The sequence below is a fragment of the Ochrobactrum sp. BTU1 genome (assembly GCA_018798825.1).
GTDB lineage: Bacteria > Pseudomonadota > Alphaproteobacteria > Rhizobiales > Rhizobiaceae > Brucella.
On the sequence record CP076354.1, the window covers coordinates 454,455 to 471,646 of the forward strand.

Here is a 17,192-nt window from a genome sequence, read left to right on the forward strand (position 1 = left end):
TTTGCGGGCAAGGGCAGTACCGCGATTTTTGGATAAAAAGCGGGTGGAGCCGTAGCAGTTTCTAGAAAGCAGGCAATCATGCAGCAGTCAAAACCCAATGCAGGGTCCGGTATTGGGGCCAATTCAGATGTGCAGTCGCGCGATGTGCGTGGACGCGTGAAAGACGCACCCTCGGGCCATTGGGTCTATCGTGTTCTTCCGCCATCGCTTTGGCCCTATGCGCAGCTCGCTCGGTGGGATCGCCCGATTGGTTGGCAGCTTTTACTCTGGCCGTGCTGGTGGTCGGCAGCACTCGTTGCTGGCGCAGGTGCGCAGCCTGGCGACGGTGCATGGTCCGTCATGCCCTCGATCTGGCACCTTGTCCTGTTTTTGGTTGGCTCAATTGCCATGCGCGGTGCAGGATGTACCTATAACGATATTGTCGATCAGGATATCGACGATAAAGTCGATCGCACGCGGTCGCGTCCACTGCCATCGGGGCAGGTCACGAGCAGGCAGGCGAAGATTTTTCTCGTTTTGCAGGCGTTGGTTGGCCTTGCCGTCGTGCTGCAGCTTAACTGGTTTTCAATCGGACTTGGTGTCTTCTCTCTGCTGATTGTTGCTGCCTATCCATTCATGAAGCGCTTCACCAATTGGCCGCAGCTGGTGCTTGGTCTGGCCTTTTCTTGGGGCGCGCTGATGGGTTGGGCGGCCGCGGAAGGCTCTCTCGCATTGCCACCTGTGCTGCTTTACATAGGGGCGATCCTTTGGGTGATCGGCTACGATACGATCTATGCCCATCAGGACAAGGAAGATGATGCGCTGGTTGGAGTTGGTTCAACCGCGCGGCTGTTTGGCAAACATACCAAGACTGCGCTCATGGTGCTTTATGGTGGAGCAATCGGTTTTTTTGCGGCGGCGTTTGCTGTTGCGCAGGTTCCGATGCCAGCACTTGCCGGTTTGCTGGCCGCTGGTGCCCATCTTTATCGCCAGATCATCGTGCTTGATATCGACAATCCCGATCAGTGTCTGAAACTGTTTCGTTCCAACAATATTGTGGGCCTGATCATCTTTCTGGGTCTCGTGTTTGGAAGCCTTTGGGTGGCAGTCAAACCGCTCGTCTAAATTAAAAAGGCCACCGAAACGGTGGCCTTTTTCTTATTTGGTTACGGATAAAGCCGATCTTTGTTCCAGTCGCCTTCCGGTGTGTCGCGGGTAAACAATACGCGGTCATGCAGGCGGAACGGACGGTCGTGCCAGAATTCAATGGAAACCGGGCGAATGCGGAATCCAGACCAGTGAGAAGGCCTTGGAATGTCGCCGATGGCGTAACGGGCCGTATATTCGGCAACAGCCTTTTCAAGCGCAAAACGGCTTTCGAGCGGTCGCGACTGTTTCGATGCCCATGCTCCTATGCGGCTGCCGCGTGGGCGCGATGCATAATAAGCGTCGGCTTCTGCGTCGCTGACCTTCTCAACCGGTCCGCGCACGCGCACCTGACGGCGCAGCGACTTCCAGTGAAAGCACATGGCAGCCTTTTCGGCGGACAGTATTTCCTGACCCTTCTTGCTTTCATAATTGGTGTAGAAAACAAAACCGTGCTCGTCGAAATCCTTGAGTAGCACCATACGCACATTGGGCAGACCGTCAGGATCAACGGTGGCAAGTGCCAGTGCATTTGGGTCGTTCAGTTCGCTCTTGGTGGCGTCATTCAGCCATTCAGCAAAAAGTCGGAACGGTTCTGAGCTTTGGGTGAAATCGTCGCTGGTGTCTGTCATTTGCCGCTATTTCAGATATCTGGAAAACTTGGGTACGCGGAACTTCCTCCAATTCGTCCGCTTTGTCCATGGCTGAGAGCTGCGACGCATCATGCCAGCATGTTCTGTTTTCTCAACCAGGCTTCATACCATTGCGGCCATTGTTCCGTAGGCGTTCCCGTCTTACCCATGCCAAAGCCATGGCCGCCTGATGGTATCGCATGAAACTCCACATCCACGCCTGCCTTCACACAAGCTTGCTGCATGATAAGGCTATTGGCTGGATTGGAAATCTGATCGTCGTCCGCTTGCGTGAGAAAAACCGGAGGGCATTCCTTGTTAACATGGCTTTCAACCGACCACTCCCGCGTTGCTTCTTGTGTTGGATGCTTGCCAACAAGCGAGCGACGGGTCGATGTGTGATCATAAGGCGCTTCAAGTGTAATAACCGGATAAATCAGCGCCGCTGCATCTGGCCGGGCTGATTGTATGTCGATGTCATCGACAGGTTCGTAAGACGCAAAAGCTGAGCCGGTCGCGGCAAGCCCCATCAAGTGCCCGCCAGCAGAAAAGCCCAGCGCACCGATCTTGTTTGGAGCAATCTGCCAGTCAGCCGCTTTCGCCCGCACCAGACGAAATGCTCTTTGAACGTCCTGTAGCGGTGCCAGTGGTCCTGCAGCCCATCCCTCAATTGGCAGTCGATAGGTGAGAACAAAAGCAAAAATGCCTCTTTTTGCGAGCCAGCGTGCAGCGGGATAAGACTCTTTGCCTTCCTCAATGCGCTTATATCCGCCACCTCCGGCAATGATCACTGCAGAACCGTTTGGCCGCTCAGGGTTGAATATCTCTAAGCCAGGTACTGCAATGTTTGTGACCGCGCCTCTCTTGGTTATATCAGGCGAACCGCTCGGGCCTCCGCCACCGGGTGGCGATGCAGGCCAAAGGGATAGGCGGCTGCTTTGTGATCGAATACTGATAATCGGCAAACTGAATGCCGTGGTGAGCGCGGCGCCACCAATCAGTAAGTTACGGCGTGAAATCAAAGTTCATCCTCACTCGAACCGATGTTTCGGACTCTTGAATCTGCTCACTAATCATGGCGATTTTTGCCCGCAAAAGCTTGTTTTCGCAATTAACACTGAACATCTGCAATAGAAGCTCTGTCGGCCAACTTTATACCGTTGTCCTTTGGTAGCGATTTGTTTACCTTGCCCGCGAACCGCTTGTTAACCCCATACCCCCCATATTCGCTACATCTTTAGGATGTATTTAAGGGAAGACCGTTGGCTGCTGAATCCGCTCGCCGCGACACACATGACGATTCTACGATTCTTGGTATGGCTTTTATTCGCCGTGCAGCGCTCGTTATGGTTGTTTTGCCGCTGGCAGGCTGTGCGATGGGTGGCGTCAGTATTGAGAAGGCTGTGCCTGATTCGTCTACAATCACGGGTTCAGTCAAACCAGCACAAAAGACAGAAACAGATACTGGCAAACTTTCGGACCAGTCCACGATCAAGAGTGTCGTTTCGGCGCTCGATTTCACCCAATGGGGCAAGAAGCCAGTGCCGTGGGCTAATCCTGATACGGGTAGTCAGGGCACGATTACCACGATTGCCGAGACCAAATCTGACGATGGCCTCTGCCGGAAATTCGAGACCTCTCGTGAGGCTTTTGACGGCGTTTCCATCTATCGCGGCGAAACCTGTATGCAGCGCGGCGGTCAGTGGACACTCACCTCATTTGCACCGATTTAAGCTTTTTTGAAAACATCCCTTTGTAAGTCTGGAAGTTTTCCGGCTTCGTGCGCATATTATGGCAAACTGAGTCTAGCGACTGAGATTACAGTCATTTTTCCTAATGAGGACTATATATGCGCGATCCCTATAGCGTGTTGGGCGTCGCCAAAACGGCGAAGCCCGAAGAAATAAAATCGGCATTTCGCAAGCTGGCCAAAAAGCATCATCCGGATCAGAACCAGGATGATCCGAAGGCACAGGAGCGTTTTGCGGAAGTTAACCAGGCCTATGAAATCGTCGGCGATAAAGATAAGCGCGGACAGTTTGACCGTGGCGAAATCGATGCAGAAGGTAAGCCATTGTTTCAGGGCTTTGCCGGTCAGGGTGGCGGCTTTGATGGACATGCCGGTTTCGGTGGCGGAGATCCGTTTGCGGGCTTTCGTCAGCGTGGCGGCGGGCAACAGGGTGGCTTCGGTGGCGCTGAAGACATTCTCAATGATTTGTTTGGCGGCGCTTTCGGCGGCGGGCGCGGTGGCGCACGTCAACAGCGCGGGCCGGTCAAGGGCAGTGATCTTTCAGCGTCGATCAATATAACGCTGGAACAGGCTGCAGGTGCCGACAAGGTTGAAGCCGTCTTTCCCAACGGCAAGCATCTGAAGATCAAGCTGCCGCAATTCGTCGAAGACGGCCAGACAATCAGGCTCAAAGGTCAGGGCGAGCACGTCCTGGGCGGAACACCCGGCGATGCGCTGGTCACGATCCACTTCAAACAAAGCGCACGTTTTAGGCTTGAAGGCCGCGATGTGCATGTCGATCTGCCGGTCGAGCTTGAGGATGCCGTCCTTGGCGGTAAGGCTGAAGTCGAAACGCTGAGCGGTCGTATCGCCGTCAAGGTTCCGGCTTGGTCCAACTCAGATAAGGTTCTGCGCCTCAAGGGTAAGGGCCTGCCACTGAAAGCTGGCGGTCATGGCGACCTTTATGTTCATGTCCGCATCATGCTGCCGGAAGGTGGCGATGCCGAACTTGAAGAGTTTTTGCGCAAGCGCAAAGGCGAATAAGTCAAAATCGTTATAAAAACCAATGCGGGGATTAACTGCTAAAGCTGCATTTAATCCCCGCAAAAAGGCTTTGCAGTGTCTTTTGCGTCCTCAACCGATGCTCAAGCACAACTCTGTTGTGCGATAAAATCACAATACCCGGCTTTTTATGCGCAATTGCTTGAAGCTGTTGCAAGCCTGTGCGATAGGGCATCTAGTTGATTATATTTCGATGAGGACCCTTAATGACCGCAAAGTCAGGTTTGTTGCAGGGCAAGCGCGGATTGATTCTGGGCGTAGCCAACAACCGTTCCATCGCCTGGGGTATTGCCAAGGCCGCTCGTGAAGCTGGTGCGGAACTCGCATTCACCTATCAGGGTGATGCGCTGAAGAAGCGCGTGGAGCCGTTGGCCGAAGAATTGGATGCTTTCGTTGCAGGACATTGTGATGTTGCTGACGGCGCAAGCATTGATGCTGTTTTTGAAGCACTTGAAAAGAAGTGGGGCAAGCTCGACTTCGTCGTTCACGCCATTGGTTTCTCCGACAAGGATGAACTGACCGGCCGTTACGTCGATACCAGCGAAGCAAACTTCCAGAACACCATGCTGATTTCGGTTTATTCGCTGACGGCAATTTCACGCCGCGCCGAAAAGCTGATGGCTGATGGCGGCTCCATTTTGACGCTGACCTATTACGGCGCTGAAAAAGTCATGCCGAACTACAACGTCATGGGTGTTGCAAAGGCTGCTCTTGAAGCAAGCGTCAAGTATCTGGCCGTTGATCTTGGCCCGCAGAATATCCGCGTCAATGCGATTTCGGCAGGTCCTATCAAGACTCTGGCTGCATCCGGCATTGGTGACTTCCGCTATATTCTCAAGTGGAACGAGTATAATGCGCCGCTGCGCCGCACGGTTACGATTGATGAAGTGGGCGATGTTGGCCTTTACTTTCTCTCTGACCTCTCGCGCTCGGTCACGGGTGAAGTTCACCACGCTGACAGCGGCTACCACGTCATCGGCATGAAGGCTGTTGACGCTCCGGATATCTCAGTCGTTAAAGACTGATTGGTGTAAGACGAAATCCCGAAAAGTTGACCGACTTTTCGGGATTTTTCTTTTGTCTTTCCGTCAGCGGGAAGGTTATCCAAAGAATGGGCACTAGCATAATGTGCGCCAGAAAATCATTTAGCGGCAGATAGAGGTAACGCTTTGGCTCGGGAGATCATCTACTTTTCGCGTCACGGTGAGACGGATTGGAATGTCTCGCAGCGCATTCAGGGGCAGCTTGATATTGATATCAACGCCCATGGACGTACACAGGCAGACCGTAACGGCGATATGCTGAAGTCACTGATCGGCGACGGTGCCGGTTATGATTTCGTTGCAAGCCCGCTGCGCCGCACACGCGAAACAATGGAGCGCATTCGCCTGCGCATGGGTCTCGACCCATATGATTTCCGTACTGATCCGCAGCTTATGGAAGTGAATTTCGGCGATTGGCAAGGCTTCATGATGGAAGATATTGCCAAGGAGCGTGATGACCTTGTGCAAGCGCGCGCTCGCGATAAGTGGAACTTCATCCCGCCGGGCGAAACGGCTGAAAGCTATATGCGTCTTTCTCAGCGTATCGGGCGCTGGGTTGAAGCGGTCGAATGGCCAACCGTCTGTGTGACGCATGGCGGCTGCATTCGCACCCTGTTTTATCTCTATGGTGATATCGACGGCCACGATGCTGCAAATATCTCCATCCCGCAGGACAAGATATTGAAGTTCGAAAACGGCAAGCTTGATTGGGTTTAAAGCATTTCCAGCAAAAGTTGGAAGCGGTTTTGCATAGGGATAATGCGTAAAAACAAAAAGATAGAGCGGTTCCAACGGTTCAATATTAACTGGAACTGCTCTTAAAAGCCGGGTAGCTTTTGATGTCGATGCGCTGCGTCATTGCGGTCGTTGAAAAGCCCTACTTAGCGAGTGTTCATGTCATTCAAACGCTTTGCGGTTATTGCTGACATTCATGGCAACAGTGATGCGCTGGCAGCAGTGCTTGCTGATATTGATGCCCTGAATATCCAAACCATTATCAATCTCGGCGATCATTTAAGTGGGCCGCTCGCTGCGCGCGAAACAGCGGATATGCTGATGGCGCGTGAGATGATTGCAATTCGTGGCAATCATGACCGTTGGCTGGTTGAAAAAGCCGTGGAAGACATGGGCCCCTCTGATCGCGTTGCCTATGACCAGCTGGAAGAGCGGCATCTTGCCTGGCTGCGAGATATGCCCGCAACCAAAGTTCTCGCAGATGGCCGCATTTTTCTGATCCACGGCACGCCCACGAGTGACACGACTTACTGGCTCGAAACTGTGACTGCTACTGGCGATGTCGTGCTGAGGCCGAAAAAGCAGATTGAAGCGGAAGCAGAAGGCATTGCCGCATCACTGATCCTCTGCGGTCATACGCATACGCCGCGCGTTGTGCGGTTGAGCGATGGTCGCCAGATCGTCAATCCCGGCAGCGTTGGCTGTCCCGGTTATGATGACGATCATCCCGTGCCACATATTGTGCAGACCGGAACGCCGAATGCGTCTTATGCCGTAATCGATGATGATGCAGATAACTGGCGTGTTACATTCCGCAGTATCCCATATGCCCCATCTCGAATGGCTTTGCTTGCTGAGAAGGCAGGCAGGGAAGAATGGGCACATGTCATTCGTACTGGATGGCTTCGCGTCGAATAAGCGCGTGAATTTCCGATTTCTTGCCATTTGGCAAAATTATGCTATCTTTCCGCCATAAGGAAGGTGTGCCATGGAGCTTCAGCCAATCAGCATAACGCCTGCGGGCAATCTGTCGAAGGTAATCACCGACGAAGAAGCGGGTGCATTGGCGCGCACCACGGTCAATTTGTTCAAGGCGTGGAAACTGTCAGATATGGAAGCCAGTACGCTTTTGGGTGATATGTCCCCGCGAACATGGGCGCGCTGGAAAGAAGGTAGCATAGGCCGCATCGACCGTGACTTGCGGATGCGTATGGCGCATCTTATGGGCATTCACAAAGGCCTGCGCTACATGTTCCGCGATGCTACGCGCGGCTACACCTGGATCAGAAAGCCAAATGGCGCATTCGGCGGTTTGTCGGCGCTCGATCTCATGTTACGTGGTGAAATCTCAGATCTTGCTGCACTGCGAGAATGGCTCAATGCGGAGCGCGGCGCATGGTAAGCGGACTGGCTCAAAAGCAACATGTTCACTGGCCACAGACTTTCCGCATCATCCGCTCCATTCATCCGCCAATCGACCTGTTTGAAGATATCGCTGATCCGCGTGATTGGGAAGCGCTGGCTTCGGTCGAGGAAAAGACAAACCCACGCATTCGTTTCGAAATTGGCGATCTTGGCAAGGTGCCTGCTGATCGGCGCGTTGCCGGGCAGGGTGCAACCTATGTCATGGCACCCTTTGTGCATTGCTCGACAACCCGCCCGGGGCGTTTCAGCGATGGCAGCTACGGTATTTATTATGCCGCTGATCGTGAAGATGTGGCGGTGGCGGAAACCATCCATCACCATGAAAAATTTATGCGGGCAACCAATGAAGAACCCGGTTGGACTTCCGATTTTCGGGTGCTGATTGGCAGCGTCGAACGGGAACTGGACGATGTGAGCAAAGTACCGGGCGTGCTTGATCCGGTTGACTATGGGGCTTCACATACTGAGGGAAAAGATCTGCGCGCAGCGGGAAGTAACGGACTTCTCTGGCCAAGTGTGCGGATGCGCGGTGGCTCTTGTATCGGGATTTTCTGGCCAAATGTTATAACGATTCCGGTTCAGGGTCGGCATTACAGCTATCACTGGAATGGAACCCGCGTCGATTTCGTTCGCCAATACGACACGGGTCTAGTGCTTGCGGTAAGCTGATCTTATGGGGCTTCCTGAATGTCGGTGACGAAGCGCGTATTGTCGGCTTCATCATAAAGAATGATGACCTTCATGCCTTTGTTAATAGCGGAATAATCAAACTCTCCCGGCAACTTATAGGTCTTGCCGTCATCCAGTGTAATTGTTTCCTTATCCTGATTGATGCCGGTGATCTTGCCTTCGACATCATCCGCCATGGCAACGGTCGAAAAGAGCGAGGCAATAATGAAGAGCAGTCCCACAATATACTGCATGGGTGTCATCCTCCTTTTGAGTGCCCGACCGTCAACTGACTGATTCGACACGAATTGCATTTTGCGCAATTGCTTCCCTCAAAGTTTATATGAGCCGACAGTATGGGCTGAAACTAAAGGGCGCAACTTGATTGTGGACGCATTTTAGCCGACGGAATGTGTCAAAAAGAATGCGGTATGTGGATGATCCGATGGAAATTTTGCGAACGGTATGTGGCTAATCCCAGCTATAATTTGACCGTTGCTCAAAAGGCCAATAAAACCGGCCCATATCTTGCCGGCAAAGGCGCTCCGTAATCAGGCTTAGCTCATGTCTCATAACAGTTTCGGTCATCTGTTTCGCGTAACCACCTGGGGCGAAAGCCATGGTATTGCGCTTGGTTGTGTCGTGGATGGTTGCCCTCCTGGCATTACCTTTACCGAAGCCGAAATTCAGTCCTATCTCGATAAGCGCAAGCCGGGTCAGTCGAAATATACGACCCAGCGTCGCGAGCCGGATCAGGTTCGTGTGCTTTCTGGTGTGCTTCTGGGCGACGATGGTGTCACCATGACCACCACTGGCACGCCGATTTCGATGATGATCGAAAACACTGATCAGCGCTCCAAGGATTATGGTGATATTGCAAAGCAGTATCGTCCGGGCCATGCCGATTATGCTTACGACGTCAAATACGGCATTCGCGATTATCGCGGCGGTGGTCGTTCCTCGGCACGCGAAACCGCAGCCCGCGTTGCGGCTGGCGCAATTGCTCGTAAGGTTGTTCCGGGTTTGCAGGTGCGTGGTGCGCTCGTCTCGATGGGCGTGCACGACATTGATCGTTCGCGTTGGGACTGGAACGAAGTCGATAACAACCCGTTCTTCACGCCGGATGCTGGTTCTGTGGAGGTCTTCGCGGACTATCTGGATGGCATCCGTAAGAATGGCTCTTCCATCGGCGCGATTATTGAAATCGTCGCAGATGGCGTGCCTGCAGGCATTGGCGCACCGATCTACGGTAAGCTTGATCAGGATATCGCCAGCCTGCTGATGTCGATCAACGCCGTGAAAGGCGTCGAAATTGGCAACGGCTTTGAGGCTGCACGCCTGACAGGCGAAGAAAACGCCGACGAAATGCGTATCGGTAATGATGGTCAGCCGATGTTCCTGTCCAATCAGGCGGGCGGCGTGCTTGGTGGTATTGCAACGGGTGCGCCCGTGGTGGCACGCTTTGCAGTGAAGCCGACGTCATCGATCCTGACGCCACGCAAATCCATTGATAAGGACGGCAAAGAAGTGGATGTGATGACCAAAGGACGCCACGATCCTTGCGTGGGCATTCGCGCTGTGCCGATTGGCGAAGCGATGGTCGCTTGCGCAATTGCCGATCACTATCTGCGCCATCGTGGACAGACGGGACGTATCTAAAAAATAGAAAGTTCAGTTTCAGGAACTGAGGGCCGGTTTTCGACTGAAGCTGTGGTACAACCATTGAGGCTGAAATGAGCTATAATCAGAAACAGGTCGTTGATGCGCTGCGCGCTTTTGAGCGTGGCGAAATTGTTGTGGTCATGGATGATGATGGGCGCGAGAACGAAGGCGACCTGATCGTTGCAGCCGTTCACTGCACGCCGGAAAAGATGGCCTTCATCGTTCGTTACACGTCGGGCATCGTCTGCACGCCAATGACGCGTGATGAAGCCAAGCGTCTTAATCTGGCGCCGATGGTAGCGGAAAATGAGTCCGCTCACACAACGGCTTTCACAGTCACGGTTGATTATCGCCACGGTACAACGACCGGCATTTCGGCCGAAGACCGCACGCTCACTGTCCGCAACCTCGCAAATCCGAATGCCGGTGCTTCGGATTTCGTGCGTCCCGGCCATATTTTTCCGCTGATCGCCCGCGAAGGCGGTGTGTTGATGCGCTCCGGCCATACGGAAGCAGCTGTTGACCTCTGCAAGCTCGCAAATCTCCCGCCAATTGGCGTGATCTGCGAATTGATCAATGATGATGGCACAGTCATGCGTGGCCCTGATGTGACGGCATTTGCTGAAAAGCACACGCTGCATCGCGTTACGGTAGCTGATCTCATCGCCTATCGTCAGCGCAAGGAAACGCTGGTCAAGCGCATCAGCGACGCGCCAGTGAAAACCTGTGCAGGCCCAGCCCATGCCTATACTTACGAATTGCCTTGGGAGCCGATGCAGCATGTCGCTGTTGTCTTTGGCGATATTCGTGATGGTGAAGAAGTCCCTGTCCGTCTGCACCGCGAAGACGTGATCAACGATGTTTTCGGCAGCACCGGCAACAATCTCGACGCGATTATGAAGCGTATGGGCAAGGAAGGCCGTGGCGTTCTGGTTTACCTGCGTGAAGGTTCTGTCGGGGTTCGTGCAGATCACCGTGATGCGCGTGCGCGTGAAGCGCTGCTTGGCGAACACGAAGCTCATGCTGAAGCTGTTGCTCGCGAAGAGGAATGGCGCCAGATCGGTCTGGGCGCACAGATTCTGAAAGACCTGGGCATCACATCGATCGTGCTTCTGGCATCGCGTGAACGCCACTATGTTGGTCTTGAAGGTTTCGGCATAAACATCGCCCGCACCGAAATCATCTGACACAGTGTTGTCGGCTAAAGATGCTACAGGATCGCAATGACAACACGGCTTTACTGGCATCCTACCTATCTTGAACATATAGTGCCGCCCGGACATCCCGAGCGGCCTGACCGCATTCGTGCGCTGATGAGCGAGCTGGAAGGACCGGATTTCTACCGTCTCGACCGTGTGGAAGCGCGGATGGCATCAGAAGATGCCATCCTGCTCGTGCATCCTGAAAGCTATGTCGACGAAATCCGTAAGCAAATTCCCGATGGCATAGACGATGAGGAAGCGCCGCAACCGATCAACAAGCTTGGCGTCGATACCTATGTGAGCCCGAAAAGCTGGGAAGCAGCATTGCTAGCCATTGGTGGCGCAAATGCTGCTGTCGATGATGTGTTTTCCGGGAAAGCTGATAACGTCTTTGTCGCTTCACGCCCGCCCGGTCATCATGCCGAGCTGTCAACGGCAATGGGCTTCTGCCTGTTTAACACTGTTGCTATCGCAGCGCGTCATGCGCAGCGCAATCATGGTGCGGAACGCATCGCAATCGTTGATTGGGACGTGCATCATGGCAACGGCACGCAAGATATCTTCAAAGATGATCCGAGCGTTCTTTACTGTTCGACGCACCAGTTTCCGCTTTTTCCTGGCACAGGCCGGAAAGATGAGGTGGGTGTCGGTAACATCGTCAATGCTCCGCTTTCGCCCAATACCGGCAGCCGGGAATTTCGCGAGGCATTTAATAGTCGTGTATTGCCTGCTTTGGACAACTTCCGGCCAGATTTGATCCTTATTTCGGCTGGCTTCGACGCGCATTTCCGCGATCCTCTTGCCGAGATCAATCTCGATGAATCGGATTTCGATTGGGCGACGGGCAAGCTCATGGAACGTGCTGAACGGTTCTGCAATCACCGACTGGTGAGTGTGCTTGAAGGTGGATATGATCTTGAGGGCTTGTCGCAGTCCGCGTCTTCTCATATTACGCGGCTGTTGAAAGGATAAACCATGGTAACCGAACCGTCCAACACCGACATTGCAGTTATGAGCTTTGAGGATGCCTTGAAGCAGCTAGAGAAGATCGTCGATGATCTGGAGCGGGGCGATGTGCCGCTGGAAGAATCCATCCGCATCTATGAGCGTGGCGAAGCGCTGAAGAAGCATTGCGATACGCTGCTCAAATCTGCAGAAGACAAGGTCGAGAAAATTCGCATTGGCCGTGACGGTCAGCCAGCGGGTACAGAACCGCTCGACGCTGAATAAATCTCAGACTTAAAACATCGCCTTGAGCTGGGCGGCGTAGGGCGCAAGCACGCCGCTCAGGAGATAGGGCCCTAGTCCCCAGACGAGTGTCCAACCGGCAGCGCCAATCACATTGGCAGCCAGAAAATGCATAGGGTTCATTTTCATGGAACCTGCGACAATGCCGTTTAATTGTCTAAGCAGGACGACAAAGCGCGCTGTCGCGACCACATAGATACCCTTGCTCTCAAACATTTTCTCGAATTTATCGAGACGCTCCGGCGTCAGTTTCACGTAGTGCCCGTATCGCAGAATGAGCGCGCGCCCGCCAAAGCGCCCAATCGCATAGCCGGTACAATCACCTAAAACCGCACCAACAAACACCGCCAGAATGACCATCTCGATATTGAGTGTGCCATGCAGCGCTAAGAGCGAACTTGCAATCAATGCGCTTTCACCGGGAAGCGGTGCGCCAAAAGACTCGAAATAGACGATGACGAAGAGGGCCAGCGCGCCATAGGCGGCGATATAAGGCTCAATAAAGCTCATACGGAAACCACGCTAAACATGAAAAGGCTCCGGCGCGAACCGGAGCCTAAGCACTATAGTTGGTTTTGTTAGCCGATGGAACGCTTGCCGGTGATCTTGTGGTAAGCCCACAAGACGATAATGGAACCGATAATTGCAATGATCAGGCTCATTGGATCAAATGCGCCTGTGACGCCTCGACCGAAAAGAGCGGAAGAAAGAACGCCGCCAACGATTGCTCCGACAATGCCCAAAGCAATGTCGAAAAACACCCCCTGACCGCTTTTATTGACGATTTTGCTGCCGATGAAGCCGGCAATCAAGCCTAATATAATCCAGCTTATTACAGACATCTAATATCTCCGATTGCGAAAATAAGGTTTTGCATCAGACAGTTAGAAAATTTTCACAATAGTTTCGATTTGGCAAGGTATAATGCTTGTCAAAGGCGGAAACTTATTTCACCTTAACTTATCGCGTGTGAGAAAACCACAGCGACCAACAGGGAGTATCGTGTGATGGGAAGTTATGACGACAATTCCAACAATTCGCCGATCCCCGGCGGCAGCCTTGCCAAGCCGGTTCTGATCGCGCTCGGTGCGCTTCTGGTCGGCAAGATGCTGAAAGGGCATAGTGAGGAGCCTGAACAGCCAGCTTCCATTCCAGACCAGTCTGCTCCTCAGCAGGCGGATAACGGTGGCGGTCTGCTTGGCGGTATTCTGGGTGGCCTCGGTGGTTTGCTGGGTGGTGCGCTCGCAAGTGGCGGTGCAGCTTCCGCACCGACTGCTCCCGGTCCACTTGGCGGCGGCTTAGGCGGTCTTCTCGATCAGCTCAAACAGGCAGGTCTTGGCGATAAGGTGGATTCCTGGGTTGGGCAGGGCAGCAATCATCAGATTGAACCGGGTCAGCTCGGAGATGCACTCGGCCAGAAGACTTTGAGCGAAATCGCTGCTCATGCAGGGATTGATCAGCAGGAATTGCTTAATCAGCTATCGCAAGTTCTTCCGGGGCTGGTGGACAAGCTGACGACCAACGGACAGGTGCCAGACACAAACGAATTGTCGCGCCTGTTGCACAATCGCTAATACGGTCTTATTTTTCTACATCACGCACCGGCAAACGGCTTGCCGGTGCGCTTTTATTTGGTGGCAGTCCGATGAGTTTTTTCCCTTGTCCTGATCCGGTTCTTGGCGACAAGACTTCCGTAGATGCAATCGAAACTCTGGTCATTCCGCGTACGAGCGATATTGGAGGGCTGGAAGTGCGTCGAGCTTTGCCGACCGTACGCAGGCGTCTGGTTGGGCCTTTCATTTTCTTTGATCGCATGGGACCTGCAGTTTTAAAGGATGGCGATGCGCTTGATGTCCGCCCGCATCCGCATATCGGTCTATCTACCGTGACCTATCTTTTCGATGGTCATATCCGCCATCGTGACAGCCTCGGCACTGAAATGGTGATCCGTCCGGGGGATGTGAACCTCATGACGGCAGGTCGTGGCATTGTCCATTCCGAGCGTTCGCCTGAAGAAGAACGCAATGGACCGCTGTCGATTTCCGGCGTGCAGACATGGTTGGCACTGCCGGAGCAATTTGAAGAAATCGATCCGCATTTCTATCATACCAATTCGCCCGATCTGCCACTGATGGAAGATCGCGAGTTTAACGGGCGTTTGATTATCGGCTCGCTGCATGGCGTTTCATCGCCGGTGATCCAGCACGCGGAGACACTTTATGCCGATATTGAAGTGTTGCCTGGAGGGCGCTTTCATATCCCGCCGACCACGGAAGAGCGTGCTATCTATACGCTGCGCGGCAATGTCGGCATTGGCGGTGACGTGTTTCCAGCGGACCGCCTGCTGGCTTTCCGTCCGGGTGATGATATCGTGGTGCAGGCTGGCCCTGACGGCGCGCATTTTATGCTATTTGGTGGAGCGGCACTTGGTTCCAAGCGATATGTCTGGTGGAATTTCGTTTCGTCTTCCAAAGAGCGTATTGAACAGGCCAAAGAGGAATGGCGCACTGGACGCTTTGATATTGTGCCGGGCGATGAAGAAGAATTCATACCTTTGCCGGAATGATGGAGCATTTCCAGTAAAAGTGCGAAGCGGTTTTGCGTTGGATAATGCGACAAAACAAAAAGCCGCCGCATAGGACAACATGTCTCGCTGGGCACAATGTGATCTTTGGTCCGCTTGATCTGCGTATAATGCTGCTATACCGACAAACCAAGATCTTACCAGAAACAGGTTGTTTCAATGTCCCGACCCATTACCCCGCTGCTCGACAAGGTGCCAACGCCTGATGCCTTGCGCGAATTGCCGGAACAGGATTTGCCAAAGCTTGCGGAAGAACTGCGCGCCGAACTGGTCGATGCAGTCTCCACGACGGGCGGACATCTCGGGGCGGGGCTTGGCGTGGTGGAACTGACCATCGCGCTGCACCATGTCTTTGACACACCGCATGACCGCATCATCTGGGATGTGGGTCATCAAGCCTACCCGCACAAAATCCTGACCGGACGCCGCGACCGTATCCGTACGCTTAGGCAGGAAAACGGCTTGTCCGGTTTCACCAAGCGTGCTGAGAGCGAATATGACCCATTCGGTGCCGCGCATTCCTCGACCTCCATTTCGGCAGGTCTTGGCATGGCAGTCGCTGCTGATCTTTCGGGCGAAAAGCGCAATGTGATCGCGGTCATCGGCGATGGCTCCATGTCGGCTGGTATGGCCTATGAAGCGATGAACAATGCCGGTGCGCTTGATGCGCGCCTCATCGTCATTCTCAATGACAACGACATGTCGATTGCCCCGCCGACAGGTGCCATGAGTGCCTATCTGGCGCGTCTGGTATCTGGCAAGACCTATCGCAGTGTGCGTGAAGCCGCCAAGCAGGTAGCCAAGAAACTACCGAAGTTCTTGCAGGACAAGGCGCGTAAATCGGAAGAGTTTACGCGTGCCTTCTTCACCGGCGGCACGATGTTTGAAGAGCTTGGCTTCTACTATGTCGGGCCGATTGATGGTCACAACCTCGACCATATGCTGCCGATCCTCAAAAACGTGCGTGATACGCAGGACGGCCCCGTGCTGATCCATATGGTGACGCAGAAGGGCAAGGGCTATGCGCCTGCCGAAGCTGCTGCCGACAAATATCATGGCGTGAACAAATTCGACGTCATCACCGGCAAGCAGTCGAAGCCACCGGCAAATGCGCCAAGCTACACCAAGATTTTCGGCACAAGCCTTATTGAGGAAGCCCGTCACGACGACAAGATCGTCGCTGTCACGGCGGCAATGCCGACCGGCACCGGCCTTGATCTCTTTGGCGAAGTCTTCCCGAAGCGCGTCTTTGATGTGGGCATTGCTGAGCAACATGCGGTGACATTTGCTGCGGGCTTGGCATCTGAGGGCTATAAGCCGTTTTGTGCGATTTATTCGACCTTCCTCCAGCGCGGCTATGATCAGGTCGTGCATGATGTGTCGATCCAGAACCTGCCCGTGCGTTTCCCAATCGACCGTGCAGGTCTGGTGGGTGCCGATGGTCCGACCCATGCTGGCTCGTTTGACACGGGCTTCCTCGCGGCGCTTCCGGGCTTTGTGGTGATGGCCGCGTCTGACGAAGCCGAACTGCGCCATATGGTGCGCACGGCGGCGGAATATGACGAAGGCCCGATCTCCTTCCGCTATCCGCGTGGCGATGGTGTCGGCGTGGAACTGCCGGAACGCGGTTCTGTGCTTGAAATCGGCAAGGGCCGCATCGTGCGCGAAGGCACCAAGGTTGCACTTTTGTCATTTGGTACCCGCTTGCAGGAATGCCTTGGCGCTGCTGATGAGCTGGCCGCTGCTGGTCTTTCTACAACGGTTGCCGATGCACGTTTTGCCAAGCCGCTTGATCATGATCTCATCCGTCGTCTGGCGCGTGAGCATGAAGTGCTGGTAACGATTGAAGAAGGTGCGGCGGGTGGCTTTGCTGCCCATGTGCTGCAATTCCTGGCGACCGACGGTCTGCTGGACCGTGGCCTCAAGGTGCGCGTGCTGACCCTGCCAGATACCTATCAGGATCACGCCAAGCCGGAAGTCATGTATGCCAATGCCGGTCTTGACCGCGCTGGCATCGTGCACACGGTCTTTGCAGCACTGGGTCGCGAAGAAATCGCGACACCTTTCCGCGCCTGA

General features: G+C 53.9%; 20 protein-coding genes. 15 read left to right on the top strand and 5 right to left on the bottom strand.

Annotation, left to right across the window (positions count from 1 at the left end):
- The first annotated feature begins 78 nt into the window (after positions 1-78).
- Complete coding sequence (gene ubiA / locus KMS41_02110; GenBank protein ID QWK78063.1) at positions 79-1,104, top strand: 4-hydroxybenzoate octaprenyltransferase; 1,026 nt, start codon at positions 79-81, stop codon at positions 1,102-1,104.
- A gap of 41 nt (positions 1,105-1,145) precedes the next feature.
- Here the strand turns inward: ubiA and pdxH are convergent, their stop codons facing one another.
- Positions 1,146-1,757 carry a pyridoxamine 5'-phosphate oxidase gene (gene pdxH, locus KMS41_02115; GenBank protein ID QWK78064.1) on the bottom strand — a complete coding sequence of 204 codons (612 nt, stop codon included), beginning with the start codon at positions 1,755-1,757 and terminating at the stop codon, positions 1,146-1,148.
- Between the two features lie 89 nt (positions 1,758-1,846).
- Positions 1,847-2,779 (bottom strand): alpha/beta hydrolase, encoded by a 933-nt coding sequence (locus KMS41_02120; protein ID QWK78065.1) that lies wholly within the window; start codon positions 2,777-2,779, stop codon positions 1,847-1,849.
- A gap of 354 nt (positions 2,780-3,133) precedes the next feature.
- Here KMS41_02120 and KMS41_02125 point away from each other — a divergent pair, with 354 nt between their 5' ends.
- From KMS41_02125 to KMS41_02155, 7 genes are all read left to right on the top strand, one after another.
- Positions 3,134-3,490 carry a hypothetical protein gene (locus KMS41_02125; protein ID QWK78743.1) on the top strand — a complete coding sequence of 119 codons (357 nt, stop codon included), beginning with the start codon at positions 3,134-3,136 and terminating at the stop codon, positions 3,488-3,490.
- Positions 3,491-3,606: 116 nt separating this feature from the next.
- Entirely contained in the window at positions 3,607-4,530 is a 924-nt protein-coding gene (locus KMS41_02130; GenBank protein QWK78066.1) for a DnaJ domain-containing protein, read from the top strand.
- Between the two features lie 224 nt (positions 4,531-4,754).
- Positions 4,755-5,573 (top strand): enoyl-ACP reductase FabI, encoded by an 819-nt coding sequence (gene fabI / locus KMS41_02135; protein ID QWK78067.1) that lies wholly within the window; start codon positions 4,755-4,757, stop codon positions 5,571-5,573.
- A gap of 144 nt (positions 5,574-5,717) precedes the next feature.
- Positions 5,718-6,308 (top strand): phosphoglycerate mutase family protein, encoded by a 591-nt coding sequence (locus KMS41_02140; protein ID QWK78068.1) that lies wholly within the window; start codon positions 5,718-5,720, stop codon positions 6,306-6,308.
- Positions 6,309-6,485: 177 nt separating this feature from the next.
- The gene (locus KMS41_02145) at positions 6,486-7,244 is read left to right on the top strand and encodes a metallophosphatase family protein (GenBank protein QWK78069.1); all 759 of its coding nucleotides are present in this window, start codon (positions 6,486-6,488) and stop codon (positions 7,242-7,244) included.
- Positions 7,245-7,314: 70 nt separating this feature from the next.
- Positions 7,315-7,728 carry an MbcA/ParS/Xre antitoxin family protein gene (locus tag KMS41_02150; protein QWK78070.1) on the top strand — a complete coding sequence of 138 codons (414 nt, stop codon included), beginning with the start codon at positions 7,315-7,317 and terminating at the stop codon, positions 7,726-7,728.
- Complete coding sequence (locus KMS41_02155) at positions 7,722-8,420, top strand: RES family NAD+ phosphorylase (protein ID QWK78071.1); 699 nt, start codon at positions 7,722-7,724, stop codon at positions 8,418-8,420. Before KMS41_02150 ends, KMS41_02155 begins: the two co-directional genes overlap by 7 nt.
- A gap of 2 nt (positions 8,421-8,422) precedes the next feature.
- Here the strand turns inward: KMS41_02155 and KMS41_02160 are convergent, their stop codons facing one another.
- Positions 8,423-8,674: a DUF1344 domain-containing protein gene (locus tag KMS41_02160; protein QWK78072.1), complete on the bottom strand. Its 252-nt coding sequence runs from the start codon at positions 8,672-8,674 to the stop codon at positions 8,423-8,425.
- Between the two features lie 310 nt (positions 8,675-8,984).
- Between KMS41_02160 and aroC the strand changes: the two genes are divergently transcribed.
- From aroC to KMS41_02180, 4 genes are all read left to right on the top strand, one after another.
- A complete protein-coding gene (gene aroC / locus KMS41_02165) occupies positions 8,985-10,079 on the top strand; it encodes a chorismate synthase (GenBank protein ID QWK78073.1) in 1,095 nt (364 codons plus the stop codon).
- 74 nt (positions 10,080-10,153) lie between these two features.
- A complete protein-coding gene (gene ribB, locus KMS41_02170) occupies positions 10,154-11,269 on the top strand; it encodes a 3,4-dihydroxy-2-butanone-4-phosphate synthase (GenBank protein QWK78074.1) in 1,116 nt (371 codons plus the stop codon).
- Positions 11,270-11,305: 36 nt separating this feature from the next.
- Positions 11,306-12,256 (top strand): histone deacetylase family protein, encoded by a 951-nt coding sequence (locus tag KMS41_02175; protein QWK78075.1) that lies wholly within the window; start codon positions 11,306-11,308, stop codon positions 12,254-12,256.
- Between the two features lie 3 nt (positions 12,257-12,259).
- Entirely contained in the window at positions 12,260-12,514 is a 255-nt protein-coding gene (locus KMS41_02180) for an exodeoxyribonuclease VII small subunit (GenBank protein ID QWK78076.1), read from the top strand.
- 9 nt (positions 12,515-12,523) lie between these two features.
- Here the strand turns inward: KMS41_02180 and KMS41_02185 are convergent, their stop codons facing one another.
- Positions 12,524-13,042, bottom strand: a complete 519-nt coding sequence (locus tag KMS41_02185; GenBank protein QWK78077.1) for a DedA family protein — start codon at positions 13,040-13,042, stop codon at positions 12,524-12,526.
- Between the two features lie 68 nt (positions 13,043-13,110).
- Complete coding sequence (locus KMS41_02190) at positions 13,111-13,374, bottom strand: GlsB/YeaQ/YmgE family stress response membrane protein (GenBank protein QWK78078.1); 264 nt, start codon at positions 13,372-13,374, stop codon at positions 13,111-13,113.
- Positions 13,375-13,539: 165 nt separating this feature from the next.
- Between KMS41_02190 and KMS41_02195 the strand changes: the two genes are divergently transcribed.
- From KMS41_02195 to dxs, 3 genes are all read left to right on the top strand, one after another.
- Positions 13,540-14,106, top strand: a complete 567-nt coding sequence (locus KMS41_02195) for a DUF937 domain-containing protein (protein ID QWK78079.1) — start codon at positions 13,540-13,542, stop codon at positions 14,104-14,106.
- A gap of 71 nt (positions 14,107-14,177) precedes the next feature.
- On the top strand, positions 14,178-15,098 hold the full coding sequence (locus KMS41_02200; GenBank protein ID QWK78080.1) for a pirin family protein: 921 nt from the start codon (positions 14,178-14,180) through the stop codon (positions 15,096-15,098).
- A 177-nt stretch (positions 15,099-15,275) separates the two neighbouring features.
- Positions 15,276-17,192, top strand: coding sequence for a 1-deoxy-D-xylulose-5-phosphate synthase (dxs, locus tag KMS41_02205; GenBank protein QWK78081.1), 1,917 nt, complete (start codon positions 15,276-15,278; stop codon positions 17,190-17,192).